We start from the raw sequence: 19609 nt of genomic DNA, 5'->3' as shown, positions 1-19609 counted from the left end.
GCTTTACCTTCCCACCAATCCGGTGTGATTGATCAGGACATCGAGGGCTTCGTCTACTGCGGTCATCGCCCGTGCAGCCGCCTGGTAAGCGTGCTGGTTGGTGAGCAGGCTGATGTTTTCTTCGTCGAGGCTGACCGACGCGCCCGAGGAACGCTGCCCGACGGCGGCCGCGCTCGCGGCGTCGGCGAGCTGCTCGTGCTGCTGCGCTGAACGGGAAACCGTTCCAATGCCGGTCACGATCCCGGCCCAGAACGCGTCGGGGGATCCAGGGGAGGCACCAAGCTGGGCCACGGCATCAGCAATTTTGCCGTCGAGGGCGCCGGAACCTGGAACGCCGGTAGCGATCCCCACGGCACTGCTCGGGACCACGCCGAGGGATAGTGCCGCAGGGATACCCGGGGTGGTGGTGAAGAAATCGAGGTTGGTGGCGCCGGTGGTGGATTGCCCCGTGCGGTGAACGGCGTTGACGTCGTTCATGAGTTTGGTGGCGAAGGCGTTGTAGGAAGCGGCGGCCTCGGAGATGGTGCCTCTTGTCCCTCCAGCTGCGGCGGGAGCGAGGAGGGATACCGCACCGGCGAGCTTTCCGCCGTCGAGGGGAACTGCTGCACCGGGTCGATCGGCCCATTCCAACTGCACTGCTGAACCGGGCGCGCCCATGGTCGTTTGGCCCCCCAAGATGAGATCGCGGTGCGAAGTGCCGGAGACGATGGCGTTGCCTCCGACGAAAACATCCACCGTCCCATCGGTGTTTTCCCGGATGGTTCCCCCGGCCAGGGATGCGATGGTTTCAGTCACCTGGCTGCGGGCATCGATGAGCTCGTTGGCAGAGCCGCCCGAGGCCGCCACGGAGCGGATGGTCGCGTTGAGTCCTGCGACCCGGGCTGCGGCATCGTTCAGTGTGGTGACGGTGGTTGCTGCTTCCCCACGAACGCGCGTCCATTGGGAATCCAACGCCCGGTAGCCCGTTGAAACAGTCGCGGCAAGGGTTGCGCCGGACTGAAGCACCGCGCCGGCCGGCGCTGCCTCCCCGGGGTGGTTGGAGATTCCTTGCCATGAAGACCAGAAGGCCTGCAGCGCCGTCGAAATCCCGGCAGCCCCGGGCTCGTTGAGGGACCCCTCAATCCGCTGGAGTTCCGTGGACCTCAAGCCGGCGTAGCCGGCCTGAGCGGCACTGGAACGCACGCCGGCGTCGAGGAAGCTGTTGCCGAGGCGGGCGATCCCGTCCACTGACACGCCTTGGCCGGCCTGCGCTCCGGCGGCACTGAGGCCCGTGCGGACGGGTGAACCGACGGCCGATTGTTCGATGCGTTGCCTCGTGTAGCCGTCAGTCCCGGCGTTGGCGATGTTCTGCCCGGCAAGGTTGATGCCCTGCTGCGCTGCGGTGAGGCCCAGGTAGGCCGTGTTGAGTCCGCCGAATGTGCTCACTGCTTGTCCTTTGGTGGTCCGGCCGGGTTTCGGTCAGAATTGCTGGTCGAAGAAGCGGGACGGCACTGGTTCCGCGGTCCTGCCCTGGGAGCCCGTCCGGCCGTGGGAGTCATACGTCCCGGCCGCCGGCTTCAGGTCCGCCATGGTTTCCTGGGTGGAGCGGACGGCGGCGCGCAGGAACTGCTCGTTGGAATCGCGCAGCTCCTTGATGGTGGCGGTCTGCTGCTGCATGGCGTACAGGTGTGCGGACAGGACATCAGCCCAAGCTTCTTCCGGGGCGGCAGCGGCCAGCTCGCCGAGCGAGGACTCTGCAGAGAGGCCCCATTGCTCAGCCACCGCCGCTACTTCCACAGCCCTGGCCAGGCCGGCCTTGGACAGGTGCTCCAGGACCTGTTCCACTTCCCGCGTGCCATGCGGCAACCAGCGGGATTTGCCTGCTGTGAGGAGGAGCTGCTCTTCCTCCAGCTTGAATGTCAGCAGATCCAGTAGCTCACGTTCTCGCCACAGCAGGGCCGACAGTTCATGGATGGCCATGGCGGGTCAACTCCAGTTCCGGGTTGGTTTTTGGGTGCGTTCCCGCGAGAAAGCACTTCCCCCGTGCCTTCATCGCGTTAAAGACAACTATCGGCCGCCCTGTCGCATGCGTTAGGAGTCGTTCATGCATGATTTGTGCGCTTTGTCCAGTCAAACGGCAGTCGGTCGATTTGTGTGCTGCAGCAGATTCCTAGCGGGTTTTTGCTAACCACGGGCTTCCCGGTTCCGATAACCAGAAGTGACAGGCCACGGATGGCCTGGAAGTAGAAGACCCAATCACGGAGGAAACACCATGGGCATGGCAATCAACAACAACCTGATGGCTAACAACGCATACCGCAACCTCAACAACACGCAGAACGATGTGTCCAAGTCGATGGAGAAGCTCTCCAGTGGCCTGCGCATCAACCGTGCAGCTGACGACGCAGCGGGCCTCGCGATCTCGGAAGGCCTGAAGTCCCAGGTCAGCGGCTCGGCAGTTGCCTCCCGCAACGCGCAGGACGGCATTAGCCTCATCCAGACCACTGAAGGCGCACTGGGCGAAGTCACCTCCGTCCTCCAGCGCATGCGGGACCTGGCTGTCCAGGGCTCGAACGATACGAACAACGCGGCGTCCCGCACCGCCATCAAGAAGGAAGCCGACTCGCTGGGCAAGGAACTGGACCGTATCACGCAGTCCACGAACTTCAACGGCATCAACCTGCTCCAGGCTGGATCGAAGAACATCCAGGTAGGCACCGGCGGCACTGTCAACGACACCATCTCCGTAAACCTCGGCGACGTGGCGACCGCGGCCGGCACCCTGTCCTCCAACACGGGCGCCACCGGCTTCGACGTCACCTCGAATGCTGCTGCCCAGACCACGATCACTGCGATCGACGCCGCCATCACGGCTGTCTCTGCCCAGCGCTCCGACCTTGGCGCCAACCAGAACCGTCTGGAGCACGCGGTCAAGACCCTGAACGTCTCCGGTGAGAACCTGCAGGCTGCTCAGTCCCGTATTGCCGACACCGACATGGCTGCGGAAATGGTCAAGTACACGAAGGCCAACATCCTGTCCCAGGCGGGCACGGCCATGCTGGCCCAGGCGAACCAGTCCGGCCAGGGTGTTCTTTCCCTCCTGCGCTAAGCCCTCCGGGTAAAGGACAACTTGTAGCGGAACTGCGTTAGCTCCAACGGCGGCCAAGACGGGCAACTTGCTCCCTTGGCCGCCATTGGCATTCCGCCCGATGGCCGCTTACGGCATTCACAGACCCGGAAGGAACGTCCCGTGGGAACTTCGATTGATGGCCTCGCCAGTGGCTTGAACACCACGTCCATCATCAACTCGCTCATGAGCGTCGAAGCGCTGCCGCAGACGCAGCTCAAGACGAAACTGGCCTCGGACCAGACGATGATCTCCACCTTGCAGTCCTTCAACACGAAACTGGCGGCGTTGCGCGATCTCGCCACCGGTGACTCCGCGGCGAATGCCCTGAACTTGTTCACAGCAAGCACGACGTCCCCTGCCGTTACCGCCACGGCAACTACCTCAGCTACTGCCGGCTCCGTTGATGTGACCGTCACACAACTCGCCCAGACCCAAGTGGATGTCACCGCTGCCATGGCCACCTGGCCGGTTGACGGGACGGGCGCCCCCGCACACCTGACGCTGGTGGACTCCACGGGGAAACAGACCGAGATTGTTCCCGCCAGCACGTCCCTTGACGACGTCGTGACGGCGATCAACAACGCTTCCGGCGGAGCCCGCGCCGTGAAAGTCCCTGCGGGTAACGGCACCTACCGGCTTCAGCTGACGGCCACAACCTCTGGCGCGGCTGGAGCCTTCACTGCGTACCAAGGAACGTCGACCCAAGTGACCGCCGGAACTGCCACGGACTTGATGGCTGATCCTTCAGCCGCCGTCGTGAAGGCCGCCCAGGACGCCAAAGCGACCCTGTACGCAGGCACCGCGGCCGCCCAGACCGTGACTTCTTCGTCCAACACGTTCGCCGATCTCCTGCCAGGCGTGTCCGTGACCGCAACCGCCGTGACTGCGGCGCCCGTGACGGTCACCATCACCAGCGACACCGCCGGGATCGGCAAAAAGGCGGGGGACCTCGTGGCCTCGGTCAACGATGTGCTCGGGTTCGTCTCGATCTACAGCGCCGTCAGCAGCAAGACGGACGCCAACGGAGTGACGGCCCCGACAGGCGGGATATTCACCGGTAACAGTAGCGTCCGCTCGGTCAACGACCAGGTCCTCACGGCCTTGGCGATGCCCGTGAACGGGCAGTCCCCGTCTGCTTACGGAATCAACATCACCAAGTCCGGCGACTTCACCTTCGACTCCGCCAAGCTCGCGACGGCCCTGGCGGCGGATCCTGCCGGGACCCAAGCCGCCCTCCAAACGATCGCGTCCCGGGTTGCGGACGCCGCAACCGCCGCGACCGACCCGTTCAGCGGCTCCGTCACTGGCCTGATCAAGGGACAACAGGCCGAAGTAACGGACCTCGGCAACCAAATCTCGGACTGGGATCAGCGGCTGGCCAGCCGTCGTGCGACGCTGCAAGCCGTCTACACCAACATGGAGGTCCTGCTCGGAGGGCTCCAATCCCAGTCCTCGTGGCTCTCCGGACAGATCTCCAGCCTTCCCAAGTCCTCGACAGGAGCGTAAAGCATGACCTCCACAGCCCTCCGCGCCAGCCAGCTTTCCCGGTATAACGATGACGCGGTCCTTTCGGCCCCGCCGGCCCGCTTGCTGACAATGCTGTATGACCGGTTGCTCCTGGACCTGAACCGAGCCCAATTCGCCCAGGAGAACGCCAATTGGAGCGTCGCAAGCGAAAACCTGTTGCACGCCCAGGCGATCGTCACGGAGCTGTCCTCCACCTTGAAGACCGATGCCTGGGATGGCGCCTCCGGGCTGTTGGGCATCTATCAGTACTCGATGGAAGCCATGATCGGGGCCAACATCTACCGGGACGTCAACCGGACCAAGGAATGCATCGCGCTTCTGGAACCGCTCCGGCAAGGCTGGCACGAGGCTGCCTCGCAACTGTCAGTCCAAGGCACCGTAGCCAGGGCGAACGGCACGCTCGGTGTCGGCTGATCCAGTTCGGGAATGGTCGGAAATTTTCGACCGGCTTGAAGCTGACATCGCCCTGGCTGTTTCCGGGGGTGAACCCATGCCCTGGGATCCCCCCGCCGGGGCTGGTCCCCTTCCCGTGGAATTGGCTGGCAGGGCGCGGCGGATCCTCGATGCCCAGCTGGAATCCATGACCATGCTCGGCAAGGTCCGCAACGGCGCACTCGCACATCTGGACGCCCTCAGTACCGTCCCGGAAGCCCGGAATTCCGCGCGCCCGCTGTTCCTTGACGTGCAAGGCTGAAGAGAAATCACCGAAAACAATTCCCACGATCGGCTAACGGATTCCCCGCCCGTGCCGATGGTGGAAGTTGAGCAGGGATTGCTCGATGCGCGGCCACGGATCGGCCTCTTCATATCTATTCGCGAAGGCAGGCCGTCGTGTTCGATTCAGTGACTTCTGTTGCCCTTGGTAGCGCGCTCGACGGGCTGACATTGCGCCAGCGCACCATCGCCAACAACATCGCGAACATCAACACACCGAACTACCACGCCAAAAGAGTCCAGTTCGAAGATGCGCTCGCAGCCTCCGTGCGTTCGGGTGACGGATACGCCGCGCCCACAATCTCGACGTCGCAGGAGCCCACCCAGCTCAATGGCAACAACGTGAACCTCGATACCGAAACGCTCTCCAACATCGACACGGTGCTCCGGTACCAGTTCGCGGCCCGGGCCGCCGGCAGCGAATTCACGGCCCTACGCACGGCCATGAGGACCAGCTGATGACTTTTGATGCGATCGGCATTGCCGGTTCCGCCCTGACCGTGCACCGCAAGTGGCTTGACGCCGTCTCGGACAACCTGGCCAACATGAACACCGCGACCCGCAGTAGTGGCAAGGCGTTCCAAGCCCGCTACATCGAGGCCGCCGAGGGTAGCGATGGAACCGGTGTGTACGTCAAGAGCACACCCCAGGGCAATGCGACAGGCAGGCTCGTGTACCAACCTGATCATCCGCTGGCTGATGCCCAAGGCTATGTCCGCTACCCGGATATTGACCTCGCCGAACAGATGGGTTCCTTGATTGTGGCCCAACGCGGTTACCAGGCCAACGCCCAAGTGGTGGACCGTGCCCGAGAGACTTACCTTGCAGCGCTTGAGATAGGAAAATCCTGATGGCATTGGACCCGATCGGTGCAATTCAAGGCGCTGGCGGCGGGCTTGGCGTGCGGGGTGTCAGCGGCACCGGCTACGCAAATAGCGGGGGCAATGTCAGTGGAGTCACTGGGACGGCGGACGGCAACGGTTTTGCTACTGCACTGACCGGCGCAGTGGACAACCTCCAGTCACTGCAATCGACGTCGAACCAGTTGGCAGTCTCCGCAGTCACGGGCAACCTTGATGACATCCATAAGGCGACCATCGCGGCAACCCGCGCCCAGATCACCATGGAACTCGTGGCCACCGTACGGAACAAGGGCGTTGATGCGTTCAACGAGATCATGAGGATGCAGGCCTGATGCCTCCGCAGATTGCCGCCTTCTTTCGCAAGCTCGGCGATGGATTCAAGGGGTTCACCGCCGGGCAACGCACTGTCGCCATCATCGGCATCGCCGTCTTGGTCCTGGGCGGCGTTGCCCTGTCAGCATGGTTGGGCAAGCCGTCCTACTCACCCCTGTTCTCCGGATTGAAGGACACAGACGCCAACGGGATCGTGGAGCAGCTGCGCAAGGACAATGTCCCGTATGAGCTCAGCAATGGGGGTTCCACCATCCTGGTTCCCGACAACAAGGTCAACGATGAACGGCTGAAGGCGGCCGCAGCGGGCCTCCCGGCGGCCGCGGCCACGGGCTATTCGCTACTGGACAAGCTCGGGGTGACCTCATCCGAGTTCCAGCAATCAGTCACCTACAAGCGCGCGCTTGAGGGCGAACTCGCTTCCACCATCCAGGCCATGGATGGTGTCAAGACCGCAGCCGTGCAGCTCGCCATTCCGGCAAAAACAGTATTCGTGGACAAGACCCCGGACGCCACGGCATCCGTGTTCGTCGAAACACAGACGGGCGTGACCCTGTCCGCAGACAAGGTCCAGGCGATCGTGCATTTGACGTCCGCCTCGATCGAAAACCTGAAGCCAACGAACGTGTCCGTGGTGGATTCCCAAGGCAACGTCCTCTCCACTGTGGGAGGCGGAGCCACGGGTTCCTCGTCCAAACAAGCCGCCGACTACCAGCAGCGCACGTCCGATTCGGTGAAAGCCGTCCTGGACAGGGTGGTGGGACCCGGCAACGCCACCGTTGCCGTCGCCGCCGACGTGACCGCAGAGTCCGCGCAACAGCGCAGTGAGACGTTCTCCACCGCCAAGGACGCTGTTCCGCTGAGCGAGACCACCAAGACCGAGAAGTACACGGGGACCGGGGGCGGTGCCTCCGGCGTCTTGGGACCGGACAACATCGCCGTGCCGGGCGGCACCAACGGCAACGGAACCTTCGATTCCAGTGACACCACCAAAAACAACGCGGTCAACAAGGTCACCGAAGACCGCACCATTCCGCAAGGTGCCGTGAAGCGCCAAACCATTTCCGTCGCCATCAACCAGTCCGCGGCGGGGGGACTCAACGTCAACTCGGTCAAGGCGCTGGTCACGTCAGCCGCCGGCATCGACCCTGCGCGTGGCGACGTGGTCACGGTTGAAGTGTTGCCCTTCAGCACGTCGGCTGCGGACGCAGCGGCGCAAGCGCTGGGCTCGGCCAAGGCCCAGGCCGACGCCAAGCAACAATCGGACTTGATGAATACGCTCATCCTGGCTGGCAGCATCCTGCTGGCAGTGGTTGCCCTGATCGTGCTGGTGCTCATCCTCCTGCGGCGCAGGCAGCAACGCGAGCCTGTTGATCTTGGTGAGCGGCTTGACTACGAGATGCTTCCCCACGCCGTCACCGCACCGGCGCTCGAAGGACCTCCCGCGACGACGGCGATTGAATTGCCGCCGGTGCATCCCGTTCCGGCCTTGCCGATGGCGGGAGCCGAAGCGCTCGACGGCGAGCGACGGCGCGCACAGATTGAAGCCATGGTCGCCGAGAACCCCGCCCGAACCGCCGAGTACCTGCGCGGGCTTATGGACGAAAAGCAGCCGGTATGAGGGCCGCAGAGCTCGGATACGAGGTGAGCGCCTTGACCGGTGCCCAAAAGGTGGCCGTGGTGCTCATGCAAATGAGCCCGGCCAGCGCAGCCTCCGTCATGACCCAGTTTTCAGAGTCCGAGGCCGAGGACATTGCAGCCGAGATCGTGCGCTTGCGCCGCGTCTCCTCAGCGGTGGCGGACCACGTCATGACCGAGTTCCACGAACTTGCGATCAGCGGACGCCGGACTGCCCGCGGCGGCCAGGAATTCGCCGTCGGCCTCTTGGAAGCGTCCTTCGGTGCGGACAAAGCAGCAGGCTTCATGGACCGTCTTGCGTCCACCATGGCCGGGAAGTCCTTCGAATTCCTGGAAATGATGGACTCTGGGCAGCTCCTGGCGCTGATCGACAGCGAAATGCCGCAGACCATTGCCTTGATCCTGGCGCACCTGCGGCCCGGCAAGGCTTCCGCGGTCATGGCAGGTCTGGGTGACGTCCAACGGAGCGAGGTGGCACGTTGTATCGCCACGATGGGAATGGCGTCGCCGGAGGCCGTGGGAATTGTGGCCGAAACCCTCAAAGTGCGTGCCGGTGCGGTCATGTCGCAAAGGAAATCGAGCGAGATCGTCGGTGGGATCCAACCCCTCGTAGACATCATCAATCGATCCGACGTCAACACGGAACGCTCCGTGCTGGACGGTTTGGAGACCCTCGACCCGGAGCTGGCCACCGAAGTGCGCGCCCGGATGCTGACCTTCGTGGACATCGTGAAACTGGAACGCCGCGACATCCAGCAGATCCTGCGCGGAGTCAATGCTGAAGTGCTCGCCGTCGCCATGAAGGGTGCGCCCGCCGTAGTCCTGGAGGCCGTGCGCACCAACGTGTCCGGCCGCAATCTCGAAATCCTCGAAGCCGAGATGGCCTCCGCCGGGCCGGTACGCGCGTCCCAGGTTGAAGAAGCCCGTGCCGAGATTGTCCGTTCGATCCGCGAATTGGAAGCCGAAGGTGCAATCGTGGTCCGACGCGGCGAGGAGGACGACTATGTCTACTGAGGCTGAGCTCCAAAGGGTCGTCTTCCCCGACATCCAGCCAGCCACTCGGTCCCTCAAGGAGAACCGGGGCTACACCCAAGGACACGCGGCGGGTTACGCTGCGGGGATCCAGGCTGCGGCGCTGGAACAGCAGCGCCTTCGAGAAAAACTCCAATCCGAGCACCGCGCAATGCTCGACGCCGGGCGGCAGACGGTTGCGCACGCTGTCCGTGCGCTCGAAGCTTCCGCCGCCGCGTCCCGGCAACACCGCGGCGTTGCGTTGGAAGAAGCGCAAGACGTGCTGGCGGCCAGCGCGATTGAGCTTGCCGAAGCCATCCTGGGCTACGAACTCGACAAGGGCCAGAACACTGCGCGCGCCGCCCTGGCCCGCGCCCTGGGCACTGTGTCCGGTGCGGAAACCGTGACTTCCGTCCGCCTCCACCCGGCAGATCTTGCCGCGGTGGCCGCCGTCGACGTCGTGGACGTGGCCGGCGTCGAACTCAAAGCCGATCCGTCGCTCAAGCCCGGGGACGCGATCGCGGAATATCCGCAGGGTTGGCTGGACGCCCGGCTCAGCACCGCGTTGGACAGGGCCAAAAGGGCGCTGCTGGGGATTGACGCATGAGCATCACCGCGTACCGGCCGCACGCAGGCCGATTCGGCGCGGCGCTCGCGGCCGCGGCCCCGCAACGCGTGGGCACGGTAACGTCCGTGCTTGGCCTTGGCCTGGAGGTCTCCGGGCTGGACTGTGCCGTGGGCGATCTGGTGACGGTGGGCGATGCGCCCGGGCTCGACGCCGAAGTGGTCGCGTCGCTCAGTGGTGCCGTGCGCTGTATGCCGCTGGGACGGCTGGCCGGAGTTGCGGCAGGAGACGCGGCACATGCCAAGGGCAGCCCGATCCTGGTCCCCACCGGACGCGGTCTGTTCGGGCGCGTGGTGGATGGGCTCGGGCGTCCGATCGACGGCAAAGGCCCGCTGCCCGCCAGTCCCATGGTCTCCTTGGACAACGAAGCGCCGTCGGCCATGCACCGCGCCCGGGTGGACACCCCATTGCAGACCGGCGTCCGCGTCCTGGACACGATGGCCACGCTCGGACGCGGACAGCGTATGGGACTGTTCGCAGGCTCGGGCGTTGGCAAATCCTCGCTGCTGTCCATGATCGCCCGCGGCACGGATGCCGAGGTCTCCGTGATTGCCCTGGTGGGGGAGCGCGGCCGCGAAGTGCGCGAATTCCTGGAGGACGACCTTGGCCCCGAAGGCCTCGCACGTTCCGTGGTGGTTGTTGCCACGTCCGATGAGCCCGCCCTCATGCGCCTGCGTGCAGCAGTGACGGCCACCCGGATCGCCGAATCGTTCCGCGACGCCGGACAGGACGTTGTGCTTATGATGGATTCGCTCACCCGCGTAGCCATGGCCCAGCGCGAAATCGGCCTGTCCGCCGGTGAGCCGCCCGCCACCCGCGGCTATCCGCCGTCGACCTTTTCGGTGCTGGCGCGGCTCCTGGAACGTGCCGGCACCGCCGAGACCGGTTCCGTGACCGGGATCTACACGGTGCTGGTGGACGGCGACGACCACAACGAACCGATCGCCGACGCCGCCCGCTCCATCCTGGACGGGCACGTGGTCCTGGACAGGAAGCTTGCTGTCACAGGGCACTTCCCCTCGGTGGACGTGCTCGGTTCAGTGTCCCGCGTGGCCTCCAAGGTCAACACCGCCGATCGCACGGCGCTCGCGGCATCCCTGCGCAGGATCCTCGCCGCGCGGCGCAGCGCCCAGGACCTGATCGACGTCGGTGCCTACCACCGCGGCAGCAACCCCTTGGTTGATGCGGCCCTGGACCACGAAACCGCCATCAACCGGTTCCTGCGGCAAAGCATGGACGAATCCACCCCGTACAGCGAGTCATGGCCCGAACTCTTCCGACTCTCAGCAAGCCTCGAAGGAGCCGCGTGAACCGTCAATTCTCCCTGGCCGGGCTCCTGCGCCTGCGCCAAACGCAGCAGGACGCCGCCGCCAGCGGACTGGCCCGCGCCAACTCCCGGACCGCATCCCTGCGATCCCGCCGAGCTACCGCCCGCGAGGAACTGGCCGAGTCCGCCGGAGCTGCTGGAAGCTCCGCCTCACTCTTGGCCATCGCAGCCTCCCGCGCGTCCGCGCAAAGCATGTTGGCCGAGCTTGACGCCTTGGCCGCCAGCGCGGAGGCAGACGCCGAACAGGCCCGCGCGGAATACACCGAAGCCAAGCGTCGCGCGGTGGGGCTGGAGAAGCTCGAAAACCGACACGGAGCCGCCTTCGAGGCTTCCGCGCTGCGCGCCGAACAAGGCGTGCTGGACGAGATCGCCTCCTCCGCATGGCACCGAAGTTCCGCACAGCCGGCTCCAGCAGCGCGGAAGGCCGGCTCATGAGCGTAACCGAGGCCATCAGCCGCATCCAGAGCATCGAATCGATGCTGCAGCAACTGACACAGGGCGTTCGTCCGCAGTCCACGGGGACGGCCGGAGGTGCGTCCTCCTCTGGAAGTGCGCCTTCATCCGCGGACGCGGCGTCCTTCGCGCAGGCGCTGAGCACGGCCGTCGGGGATTCGACAGGCTCGGCGTCGGGCATTTCGCAACTCGCCTCTTCCTTGGGGCTCGGGAGCGCCACGGCCCTCAGCGGTGTAGCGGGGGCGGGTGCGCTCTCGGGCATAGCCAGCGGCACGGCCACCGGCGTCACGGGTGATGCCGTGGTGGCCGATGCCAAGAAATACGTGGGAGTGCCCTACGTCTGGGGCGCCACGAACCCCGCCGTGGGCATGGATTGCTCCGGCTTCGTGCAACGCGTCTTCAAGGATCTCGGCGTTGATCTTCCCCGCGTGGTGAGCGATCAGATGCGGCAAGGCACCCCGGTGGCTACCTTGGCTCAAGCCAAACCCGGCGACCTGCTGGTCAGTTTCGGCGGCGAACACATCTCCATCTATCTCGGCAACGGCAAAGCGATTGACGCGCCCGTTCCCGGACAGACCATCCAGATCCGCGATGCGTGGGAGCAGCAGTCCAATCTGACCGCCATCCGCCGCATCGTCCCAGCGGGAGGCTCGTGATGCAGTTGCCTCCCGCCAGTGCCGCTTCGCCTCGTCTGCCGTCTTCTGGACCCGCGACGGCTTCGCATTCCGGCTCGCCCGCCGGTTTTGATGCCGTGATGGGCGGCGTGCTGGCGTCCGGTGCGAAAGCTTCGGGGAAGGCGCCCGAAGCGAAGGAACAGCCAGCGTCCGACGACGGCGGGCCGGGAAAATCTGCCGCCGACGGTTCCGGGACGGTTGCCCACCCTGGTGAATCCCGGGCTGGTGAATCCCACGCTGTTGAATCCCGGCTTGGTGAATCCCGGCAGGGTGAACAGGGAGAAGCGAAGGGCGCCAAAGGTTCGGCTGAACCCGCGAGCGCGGCGGCCAGTGCGGGCGTATGTGCTCCCAGCGGACTCGCGATTGCCGGAATCGCTGCGGCGCAGGGGATTGCGCCCGGTCCCGGGTCCGGATCGAGCGTTGTGCCAGGCAAAGAGGGTGTCTCCGCGGGAACGGCGCCGCTCGGGTCGATCGCGGGCACCTCGGCAACAGGCAATGTTGCGGCCCTGGCTGGGGGCTCGGCTTCTGGCGGGCCGGGCTTGGCGACGCAGCCAACAACTCAGCCGGTAACGCTGCCGGAAAATGCAGGAGTTCCTTCGGGACCGGGTGGTGTTGCCATGCTTGCGGGGAGCACGCTGTCCTCGGGGAACGCAGCGTCTTGGGGGAACATAGCAGCTTCCAAAACCCAGGGTGCTCCGTCGGCGGCGCCAGCGCTCCCGGCCGGAAACGCGGGCGCAGTCCAGCTGACCACAGTCCAGCCGGGCACAATCCAGCCGGGCACAATCCCCCCGGGCACAATCCACCCGGGCACGGTCCAGCCGGGCACAGCGCCGGTACCGTCAGTCCCGTCAGTCCCGTCAGCTCCGGTACAGCCGATCACTGCGTCATCCGCCAGCCCGGCCCCCGTCGGCACCAAAACTGCGCCCACCGCCACCGCAGCCCTGGCGGATGAGGCCGGCACCGCCGTCGTACTTCCTCCCCGGAAACCCGGGACGCAACAGGACCCCCAACAGCCCGGCGGTCAGGGTATCGTTGCCACGGCGGCCGGCACTCAGGCCGGATTTCCGGCCATCACGCAGCCGGCATCGCCCCTCCAGCAGGTTCCCTCGCCCGCTACTCCCGGCATGGCTACGCCGGCACCACAGGCAGATCCAGCCAAGCTGCTGCCCCAGGTAGCCGGACGGCTGTTCTCCCTTGCCGCAGCGGACCCGGGAAAGCACGTGATGACGCTGAGGCTGTCCCCGGAAGACCTGGGCCCCCTGACCGTCCGGGCGCACATAGACGGCTCGGGCGTGCGGATCGAATTATTCGCCCCCGGGGAGGTTGGCCGGGAGGCAGTGCGCAGCATCCTGCCGGAACTGCGGCGCGGACTTGGGGAATCAGGCTTCGGCGCCAGCCTTGACTTGTCCGAACACAACACCCCTGCCGATGCCGGGACGAGTGGCTCGGACGCCCGGGGTTCTGATACACGGGACCGGCGCCCGGCGGAAAGCCCGGCCTTCCCACAGGGCAGCGGCGGCGAGCCGGTTCGCCTGCCGCGGACCGCCGTCGTGCTTCCACGAAGCAGTACAAGCAGCCTGGACATTCTCGTCTGATGAAGGAGAACCAAGAGTGACCATCCAAGCCATCGCGGCAAACAGCGGAGTCCAGCCTGGAACCACCGCGTCTGGAACCACCGCGCCTAAGCCCGCGCAGACCATGGACTCGAGCATGTTCATGAACTTGCTGGTGACACAACTGAAAAACCAGGACCCCAGCGCGCCCATGGATACCAACCAGATGATGGGGCAGACCATCCAACTGTCCATGATGGAGAAAATGACCGAACTCTCCACGGGGGCCAAGGAGAGTTTCTCGCTCCAGATGCGCACAGCTGCGGCGCAGATCATCGGACACAACATCAGCTACGCGCTCGCGGACGGAACCAAGGGATCCGGCGTTGCGAGCTCGGTTTCCTTCGCCGGGGGAGTCCCCACAGTGGCGGTCGGGGGTGTGAACATTCCGCTCGATTCCATCAGCGGGATGACCGCCGCAGCCTCGCCCGCACCCACCGCCTGACGCTCCACCAACTTCCGCCCCGAACCACCCGAAGAAAGGCCACACCATGCTTCGTTCGCTGTACTCCGGAATCTCCGGCCTCCGAGCCCACCAGACCATGCTGGATGTTACGGGCAACAACATCGCCAACGTGAACACGGCCGGTTTCAAGGCTTCTTCCACCCAGTTCCAGGACACCCTCTCCCAGATGACGCAGGGCGCCGGTACCCCGCAGACCGAGACCGGCGGCACCAACCCTGCCCAGATCGGTTTGGGCGTGCGAGTGGCCGCGGTCAGCACCAACTTCAGCCAGGGTTCATCGCAGAACACCGGGCGTGCCACGGACATGATGATCTCCGGCGACGGTTTCTTCATCACCAGCAAGGGCGGCCAGCAACTCTACACACGCGCCGGAGCCTTCGACATGGACGCCGCCGGCCGCCTGGTGAGCCCCGACGGCGGCATCCTCCAGGGCTGGTCCGCCGTCAACGGCGCCGTAAACGTGGGAGGTCCCACCGGGCCTATCGCCCTCTCGCCCAACACCACGGCAGCCGCCGTCGCCACCACCAAGACTTCGCTGGACGGCAACCTGCCGTCGGACGCCGGCGTCGGGACCAGCGTGGAGCGCCAGATCAAGGTGTACGACGCCGACGGCGCCTCCCGCAGCCTGACCCTGACGTTCAGCCGCTCCGCGGCCGGCTGGGACGTGGCCGGGACAGACGCCAACGGAGCCACAGGCAACTCGACGCTCGCGTTCACGAGCGGTGCCCTGACCTCGGGTGGCACCATGACGGTGGGCGGGATCACGGTGGACATGACCGGCGTTACCGGCTTCGCGGCCATGAGCACACTCACCGTCGGCAGCCAGAACGGCTCCGAAGCAGGCAAGCTCGAGTCCTTCACCCTGGGTGGGGATGGCTCGCTCATCGGTTCGTTCAGCAACGGCAGCAAGCAGGTCCTTGCACGCGTTGCACTCGCCCGCTTCACCAACCCCGGTGGCCTCGAGAAAGCCGGCAGCTCCACCTACGTGGCCAGCGCCAACTCCGGCGCGGCCCAGGTAGGGGCACCGGGCGACGCCGGAATCGGCACCTTGACTGCCGGTTCACTGGAAATGTCCAACGTGGACTTGTCCCAGGAATTCACCAACCTGATCGTGGCCCAGCGCGGCTTCCAAGCCAACGCCCGCATCATCACTACTTCGGACGAGGTTCTGCAGGAGCTGAGCAACCTGAAGAGGTAGGGGTTGGGCTCCTGGGCTTGGTGCCGTGTCACGCTGAGCACCTTTTTGGCGCCCCGCCTCCTCCCGAGCCCCGGGATTTCGGGATCGCGGCTGGCTCAAAGCGCCAAAAGCCTGCTCGGCGTGACGCCGGTGTAGCCGATCATCCGCGTGTTTGACAGGACTTCGCTAGCGCTGCCCCGGATCTCCGCCGGTGACCGGAACCGATTGGCTGAGGCCGTCAAGGATGAGGTTTAGCCCGAAGTCGAATTCATCCCCGAAGTCGTAGCCGGGTTTGAGGACGTGCTCGGTGGCAATCTCCATCATGTGGGGGTATTGGCCGGTCGAAAAGCGCTCGATGATCGGCGTCGTGATCTCGGGGGCGGTGTCCCGGCCCTCGAAAGGCAGGGCCGCTTCTTGGAGCGCGAATCCGTAGATGTAGCTGTCGAGCAAGGCGTACGCATGGGCCGTCATCTTGACCGAGAAGCCCGCTGCCCTCAGGGTGCCGAGTGTCGCCTCGTGGTGGCGCAAGTTAGCTTCACCTGGGGAGGAGCGGCTTTCCAGTAGCCCGACCGCCCATGGATGGCGTTTGAGCGCTGCGCGGACGGCGTGCGCCCTTCGGTGCATTTCCTCCCGCCAGTCGCCTGCGGGGGATGGGAGTTCGATTTCGCTGAAGACGATGTCCACGATGCCGTCCAGAATTTCATCCTTGTTGGCTACGTAGTAGTAGAGGGACATGGGCTTGGTTCCCATGCTCTGTGCGAGCGAGCGGATGGTCAACGCGGCGATTCCCGACTGGTCGGCGAGATCCACTGCGCAACGGAGCACCCTTTCCCGGCTGAGCGGAAGGCGCCGTTCGGCGAGCGGCTGCGTCGTTGCTGGCATGGGGACTCCTTGGGCTCTAGCGATTTAGTACATTGTACGATATTCTTTTTAGTACAGCGTACGAAACGTAGGCTGCGCACCCCAAATGTTGTGAAAGGAACGGCTATGACCTCTGGTCAGCAGGCTGCGGAGACTCCTCTTTCGGGCGGCTCGCCAACGGCGGAGCAGCAAGCGTCCTCTACGATGCGGGCCATTGTGCAGGAGGCTTACGGCTCCGCCGACGTCCTGCACATGGCGCAGATCCCCAAGCCGAAGATTGCCGAGAACGAAGTGCTTGTTCGGGTCCACGCTGCGGGCTTGGGCCGCGGGACTTGGCATGTCACCAGGGGCCTGCCCTACGCACTACGTCTGGCCTACGGCTTGCGAGCCCCCAAAAACCCTGTGCCTGGGCTGGACCTGGCGGGCACCGTCGTGGCGATCGGCGCGGCAGTGACGCGGTTCGCCGCCGGGGACCAGGTCTTCGGCGTCGGGAAGGGCTCTTTTGCCGAATATGCGACGGCCCGCGAAAGCCAGCTCGCCCGCAAACCGGCGAACATCAGCTTCGAACAGGCCTCGGTGGTCCCGGTTTCGGCCTGCACTGCCCTGCAGGCCCTCCGCGCGGCCAGCCAGATAACCCCGGGACAGAAGGTGCTGGTCCTTGGTGCCTCGGGCGGAGTCGGCAGCTATGCGGTGCAGCTCGCCAAGGCGGCCGGTGCCGAGGTCACAGGCGTGTGCAGTACCGGCAAGGTGGACCTGGTGAGCTCCCTCGGGGCCGACCACGTCATCGACTACACCAAGCAGGACTTCGCCGACGGAATTGAACACTATGACCTGATCCTGGATATCGCCGGGAACCCCACCCTGTCACGCCTCCGCCGTGCGCTTACCGCCACCGGCACCGCCGTCATCACCGGCGGCGAGGAAGGCGGCTCCTGGACAGGCAGTATGGACCGGCAGCTCCGCGCACTAGCGCTGTCCCCGTTCATCAGTCAGCGGCTCACCATGGTCTTTGCAACACAAGGCTCGGCGGACCTTGAGCACCTCGCCGGACTCATCGAAGCCGGAACCCTCGTTCCTGCCGTCGGCCGAAGCTATCCGCTGGAACAAGTCTCCAATGCGATGCGCTATTTCGACGCCGGGAAAGCCCGCGGAAAAATCGCGATCACCATCTAAGAAGCCCAGGATCACACCATGAATACCAATCCTGCCGGAACGTTCGCGCATGCCAACCCTCCAAGCGAGAAAATGAGTCCCGCGCACATGCTCGTCCTTATGCTGGGAGACCTGCTCGCCGCTGGCTCCTTTGGTGTCTTCGCCAACTCCGGGCCCGTCCTCGTAGGGATCGCCATGCTAGCGGTCGGGCTTGCTCTGATTATCATCGGGGCTGCCGGACTCGGCAGGAGAATGCTCCCTTCGTCCGCGTTGGGAATGAATGGAATCAGCGGAGGAGCTTATCCCGCGCGGTTGGAGGGGCAGTTGGATCCGAACCTCTCGCGGTGGATGTGGCTCGTCAAATGGTTCTTGGCCATTCCGCACTACATCGTTCTCGCCTTCCTCGGGCTCGCATTCGTCGTGGTGACTGTCGCGGCGGGGGTTGTGATCCTGTTTACCGGCCGCTACCCGGCCTCGCTCTTCCAATTCGCTGTTGGCGTCATGCGGTGGAATTGGCGGGTGGCTTTCTACGCCAACGGCGTCCTCGGCACTGACCACTACCCGCCCTTTACCCTCGCCCACGCGGACTATCCGGCCACATTCGACGTTGCGTATCCCGAAAAACTCTCCCACTGGCGGGTACTGGTCAAGTCCTGGCTGCTCGCCCTGCCGCACTTGATCATTGTCGGTGTGCTCGCTGGCAGCATATGGAGGTCCTCTACTGAGGGCGGCACTAACGGGATATCGCTGCTCGGCGTTCTCGTGTTCATCACGGCCGTGATCCTGCTGTTCACAGGCGTTTACCGATTGGGACTCTTCAACTTGATCATGGGAATCAACCGATGGGTCTACAGGACCGTAACGTATGTCGCGTTGATGAGCGACAACTATCCGCCCTTCCGCTTGGACCAGGGGCCGCGCGAGCCGCCCGCAAGCTCCGGCAATTCCGGTTAGCGACTGCTAACTTCGGTTCGCTAGGCCGGCGAGGGACGCCCTAACAGGCACTGGCAGTACACGGTACAACAGGCACTCCCACGCGGACGCGGGGACGGGTTTTCTTGAATCAGTCCTTGTTTCTCCGTTTGGAAGGCCACATGTCTCCGACCACCATCAAATCTCCTCCGGCGACCCTCGCCCGGCCGCGCGGGTCGTTGGCGGTTGCGATGCTGGGATTCTTCGTCGTCGCCTTGAATGCCCAAATCGTCAACGTCGCCCTGCCGGGGATACGGAACGATTTCGGCGGCGGACTCTCCGGCCTGCAATGGATCGTCACCGGCTATACCCTGATGTTCTCCGCGTTGCAGCTATTCGCCGGGACGTTGTCAGACCGTGTCGGCGCCCGGCGAGCCTACGGCATTGGCATGACCCTGTTCACCGTTGCTTCGGTGGCATGCGGCTTCAGCCCCAGTCTTCCGGCTCTCATCGCCGGACGCGTGTTGCAGGGCATTGGCGCGGCCATGATCACCCCTACTTCCCTCGCGCTCATCCGTGAGGCGTACCACGACCCCGCGCGGCGTCGAAGGGCAATCGTGTATTGGGGTTTGGGCGGCTCGGTCGCCGCTGCTGCCGGACCGGTGCTGGGCGGCGTTCTCACCCAAATCCTCCTAGTGGGATCCCTGCCGCTACGGCACACCAAGCAATCACAGCACTAGCGAAATGGCAGTCAGGATGAAACTCGTACCTCCCACGCCAACGGCCAAAGCCCCGATCGAAAGGTTCACCGGGAAGGTCTACCTTAACCCTCTGCACAACGGCGAGGCTCCCTCGCGTCTCGTGGCGGCGATGGTCCGATTCACTCCTGGCGCCCGCACCAACTGGCATTCCCATCCCCTTGGCCAGACCCTGCACTGCACCGACGGCATCGGTCTCGTTGCCACGCGGGACGGCAGTGTGATCCTTATGCGCGCAGGGGACACCACACACCGCCCGGCGAGGAACACTGGCATGGCGCTACGAAAGACAACATGATGTGCCATGGCCTTGGTCGAACACGACAACGGGGAGAGCGCCACGTGGCTTGAACCCGTCAGCGACCAGGACTACGAAGCCGCACACGCCCAAGCCAACCG

General features: G+C 64.8%; 23 protein-coding genes. 20 read left to right on the top strand and 3 right to left on the bottom strand.

Annotation, left to right across the window (positions count from 1 at the left end):
- Positions 1–3 precede the first annotated feature (3 nt).
- On the bottom strand, positions 4–1425 hold the full coding sequence (gene flgK / locus HNP00_RS08860; RefSeq protein WP_184738030.1) for a flagellar hook-associated protein FlgK: 1422 nt from the start codon (positions 1423–1425) through the stop codon (positions 4–6).
- A gap of 33 nt (positions 1426–1458) precedes the next feature.
- Complete coding sequence (gene flgN / locus HNP00_RS08855; protein ID WP_184738028.1) at positions 1459–1959, bottom strand: flagellar export chaperone FlgN; 501 nt, start codon at positions 1957–1959, stop codon at positions 1459–1461.
- A 292-nt stretch (positions 1960–2251) separates the two neighbouring features.
- Here flgN and HNP00_RS08850 point away from each other — a divergent pair, with 292 nt between their 5' ends.
- The 16 genes from HNP00_RS08850 (at position 2252) to HNP00_RS08780 (ending at position 15548) form a co-directional block, all read left to right on the top strand.
- A complete protein-coding gene (locus tag HNP00_RS08850; protein WP_184738026.1) occupies positions 2252–3088 on the top strand; it encodes a flagellin in 837 nt (278 codons plus the stop codon).
- Between the two features lie 141 nt (positions 3089–3229).
- On the top strand, positions 3230–4615 hold the full coding sequence (fliD, locus tag HNP00_RS08845) for a flagellar filament capping protein FliD (protein ID WP_184738024.1): 1386 nt from the start codon (positions 3230–3232) through the stop codon (positions 4613–4615).
- A 3-nt stretch (positions 4616–4618) separates the two neighbouring features.
- Positions 4619–5050 (top strand): flagellar export chaperone FliS, encoded by a 432-nt coding sequence (gene fliS / locus HNP00_RS08840; RefSeq protein WP_184738022.1) that lies wholly within the window; start codon positions 4619–4621, stop codon positions 5048–5050.
- Entirely contained in the window at positions 5040–5330 is a 291-nt protein-coding gene (locus HNP00_RS08835; RefSeq protein WP_221451327.1) for a hypothetical protein, read from the top strand. The genes fliS and HNP00_RS08835 overlap by 11 nt, the downstream gene beginning before the upstream one ends.
- Positions 5331–5467: 137 nt before the next feature.
- Positions 5468–5809, top strand: coding sequence for a flagellar basal body rod protein FlgB (locus HNP00_RS08830; protein ID WP_184738018.1), 342 nt, complete (start codon positions 5468–5470; stop codon positions 5807–5809).
- Complete coding sequence (locus HNP00_RS08825) at positions 5809–6201, top strand: flagellar basal body rod protein FlgC (RefSeq protein ID WP_184738015.1); 393 nt, start codon at positions 5809–5811, stop codon at positions 6199–6201. The genes HNP00_RS08830 and HNP00_RS08825 overlap by 1 nt, the downstream gene beginning before the upstream one ends.
- Positions 6201–6545, top strand: a complete 345-nt coding sequence (gene fliE, locus HNP00_RS08820) for a flagellar hook-basal body complex protein FliE (protein WP_184738013.1) — start codon at positions 6201–6203, stop codon at positions 6543–6545. Before HNP00_RS08825 ends, fliE begins: the two co-directional genes overlap by 1 nt.
- On the top strand, positions 6545–8164 hold the full coding sequence (gene fliF / locus HNP00_RS08815; RefSeq protein ID WP_184738011.1) for a flagellar basal-body MS-ring/collar protein FliF: 1620 nt from the start codon (positions 6545–6547) through the stop codon (positions 8162–8164). The genes fliE and fliF overlap by 1 nt, the downstream gene beginning before the upstream one ends.
- Positions 8161–9195: a flagellar motor switch protein FliG gene (gene fliG / locus HNP00_RS08810; RefSeq protein WP_184738010.1), complete on the top strand. Its 1035-nt coding sequence runs from the start codon at positions 8161–8163 to the stop codon at positions 9193–9195. Before fliF ends, fliG begins: the two co-directional genes overlap by 4 nt.
- On the top strand, positions 9185–9799 hold the full coding sequence (locus HNP00_RS08805; protein ID WP_184738008.1) for a FliH/SctL family protein: 615 nt from the start codon (positions 9185–9187) through the stop codon (positions 9797–9799). The genes fliG and HNP00_RS08805 overlap by 11 nt, the downstream gene beginning before the upstream one ends.
- Entirely contained in the window at positions 9796–11127 is a 1332-nt protein-coding gene (locus HNP00_RS08800; protein ID WP_184738006.1) for a FliI/YscN family ATPase, read from the top strand. The genes HNP00_RS08805 and HNP00_RS08800 overlap by 4 nt, the downstream gene beginning before the upstream one ends.
- The gene (gene fliJ / locus HNP00_RS08795) at positions 11124–11579 is read left to right on the top strand and encodes a flagellar export protein FliJ (protein ID WP_184738004.1); all 456 of its coding nucleotides are present in this window, start codon (positions 11124–11126) and stop codon (positions 11577–11579) included. The genes HNP00_RS08800 and fliJ overlap by 4 nt, the downstream gene beginning before the upstream one ends.
- Positions 11576–12253: a C40 family peptidase gene (locus HNP00_RS23625; RefSeq protein ID WP_184738002.1), complete on the top strand. Its 678-nt coding sequence runs from the start codon at positions 11576–11578 to the stop codon at positions 12251–12253. The genes fliJ and HNP00_RS23625 overlap by 4 nt, the downstream gene beginning before the upstream one ends.
- The gene (locus HNP00_RS23220; protein WP_260404853.1) at positions 12253–13866 is read left to right on the top strand and encodes a flagellar hook-length control protein FliK; all 1614 of its coding nucleotides are present in this window, start codon (positions 12253–12255) and stop codon (positions 13864–13866) included. The genes HNP00_RS23625 and HNP00_RS23220 overlap by 1 nt, the downstream gene beginning before the upstream one ends.
- Before the next feature lie 16 nt (positions 13867–13882).
- Positions 13883–14329, top strand: a complete 447-nt coding sequence (locus HNP00_RS23215; RefSeq protein ID WP_311770534.1) for a flagellar hook capping FlgD N-terminal domain-containing protein — start codon at positions 13883–13885, stop codon at positions 14327–14329.
- Positions 14330–14375: 46 nt separating this feature from the next.
- Positions 14376–15548, top strand: a complete 1173-nt coding sequence (locus tag HNP00_RS08780) for a flagellar hook protein FlgE (protein WP_184737998.1) — start codon at positions 14376–14378, stop codon at positions 15546–15548.
- Between the two features lie 165 nt (positions 15549–15713).
- Here HNP00_RS08780 and HNP00_RS08775 read toward each other — a convergent pair whose 3' ends face one another.
- Positions 15714–16409, bottom strand: coding sequence for a TetR/AcrR family transcriptional regulator (locus HNP00_RS08775; protein WP_184737996.1), 696 nt, complete (start codon positions 16407–16409; stop codon positions 15714–15716).
- A 105-nt stretch (positions 16410–16514) separates the two neighbouring features.
- Between HNP00_RS08775 and HNP00_RS08770 the strand changes: the two genes are divergently transcribed.
- The 4 genes from HNP00_RS08770 (at position 16515) to HNP00_RS08755 (ending at position 19508) form a co-directional block, all read left to right on the top strand.
- Entirely contained in the window at positions 16515–17561 is a 1047-nt protein-coding gene (locus HNP00_RS08770) for an NAD(P)-dependent alcohol dehydrogenase (protein WP_260404852.1), read from the top strand.
- Between the two features lie 18 nt (positions 17562–17579).
- Positions 17580–18494 carry a DUF4389 domain-containing protein gene (locus HNP00_RS08765; protein WP_184737994.1) on the top strand — a complete coding sequence of 305 codons (915 nt, stop codon included), beginning with the start codon at positions 17580–17582 and terminating at the stop codon, positions 18492–18494.
- Positions 18495–18634: 140 nt separating this feature from the next.
- Entirely contained in the window at positions 18635–19192 is a 558-nt protein-coding gene (locus HNP00_RS08760) for an MFS transporter (RefSeq protein ID WP_260404851.1), read from the top strand.
- A 16-nt stretch (positions 19193–19208) separates the two neighbouring features.
- Entirely contained in the window at positions 19209–19508 is a 300-nt protein-coding gene (locus tag HNP00_RS08755) for a cupin domain-containing protein (protein WP_311770533.1), read from the top strand.
- The last annotated feature ends 101 nt before the right edge of the window (positions 19509–19609 follow it).

It is taken from the genome of Arthrobacter sp. AZCC_0090, assembly GCF_014207375.1.
Classification (GTDB): Bacteria; Actinomycetota; Actinomycetes; order Actinomycetales; family Micrococcaceae; genus Arthrobacter.
The sequence above is the reverse complement of the archived record's forward strand: the minus strand, read 5'-3'. Positions and strand labels throughout refer to the sequence as shown.

Excerpts from the sequence above, each read along its gene's own strand:
- flgN (WP_184738028.1), bottom strand. The coding sequence starts at position 1,959 with ATGGCCATCCATGAACTGTCGGCCCTGCTGTGGCGAGAACGTGAGCTA.
- HNP00_RS08850 (WP_184738026.1), top strand. The coding sequence starts at position 2,252 with ATGGGCATGGCAATCAACAACAACCTGATGGCTAACAACGCATACCGC.
- fliS (WP_184738022.1), top strand. The coding sequence starts at position 4,619 with ATGACCTCCACAGCCCTCCGCGCCAGCCAGCTTTCCCGGTATAACGAT.
- HNP00_RS08825 (WP_184738015.1), top strand. The coding sequence starts at position 5,809 with ATGACTTTTGATGCGATCGGCATTGCCGGTTCCGCCCTGACCGTGCAC.
- fliE (WP_184738013.1), top strand. The coding sequence starts at position 6,201 with ATGGCATTGGACCCGATCGGTGCAATTCAAGGCGCTGGCGGCGGGCTT.
- fliF (WP_184738011.1), top strand. The coding sequence starts at position 6,545 with ATGCCTCCGCAGATTGCCGCCTTCTTTCGCAAGCTCGGCGATGGATTC.
- fliG (WP_184738010.1), top strand. The coding sequence starts at position 8,161 with ATGAGGGCCGCAGAGCTCGGATACGAGGTGAGCGCCTTGACCGGTGCC.
- HNP00_RS08805 (WP_184738008.1), top strand. The coding sequence starts at position 9,185 with ATGTCTACTGAGGCTGAGCTCCAAAGGGTCGTCTTCCCCGACATCCAG.
- HNP00_RS08800 (WP_184738006.1), top strand. The coding sequence starts at position 9,796 with ATGAGCATCACCGCGTACCGGCCGCACGCAGGCCGATTCGGCGCGGCG.
- HNP00_RS23625 (WP_184738002.1), top strand. The coding sequence starts at position 11,576 with ATGAGCGTAACCGAGGCCATCAGCCGCATCCAGAGCATCGAATCGATG.
- HNP00_RS23220 (WP_260404853.1), top strand. The coding sequence starts at position 12,253 with ATGCAGTTGCCTCCCGCCAGTGCCGCTTCGCCTCGTCTGCCGTCTTCT.
- HNP00_RS08780 (WP_184737998.1), top strand. The coding sequence starts at position 14,376 with ATGCTTCGTTCGCTGTACTCCGGAATCTCCGGCCTCCGAGCCCACCAG.
- HNP00_RS08775 (WP_184737996.1), bottom strand. The coding sequence starts at position 16,409 with ATGCCAGCAACGACGCAGCCGCTCGCCGAACGGCGCCTTCCGCTCAGC.
- HNP00_RS08770 (WP_260404852.1), top strand. The coding sequence starts at position 16,515 with ATGACCTCTGGTCAGCAGGCTGCGGAGACTCCTCTTTCGGGCGGCTCG.
- HNP00_RS08765 (WP_184737994.1), top strand. The coding sequence starts at position 17,580 with ATGAATACCAATCCTGCCGGAACGTTCGCGCATGCCAACCCTCCAAGC.
- HNP00_RS08760 (WP_260404851.1), top strand. The coding sequence starts at position 18,635 with ATGTCTCCGACCACCATCAAATCTCCTCCGGCGACCCTCGCCCGGCCG.
- HNP00_RS08755 (WP_311770533.1), top strand. The coding sequence starts at position 19,209 with ATGAAACTCGTACCTCCCACGCCAACGGCCAAAGCCCCGATCGAAAGG.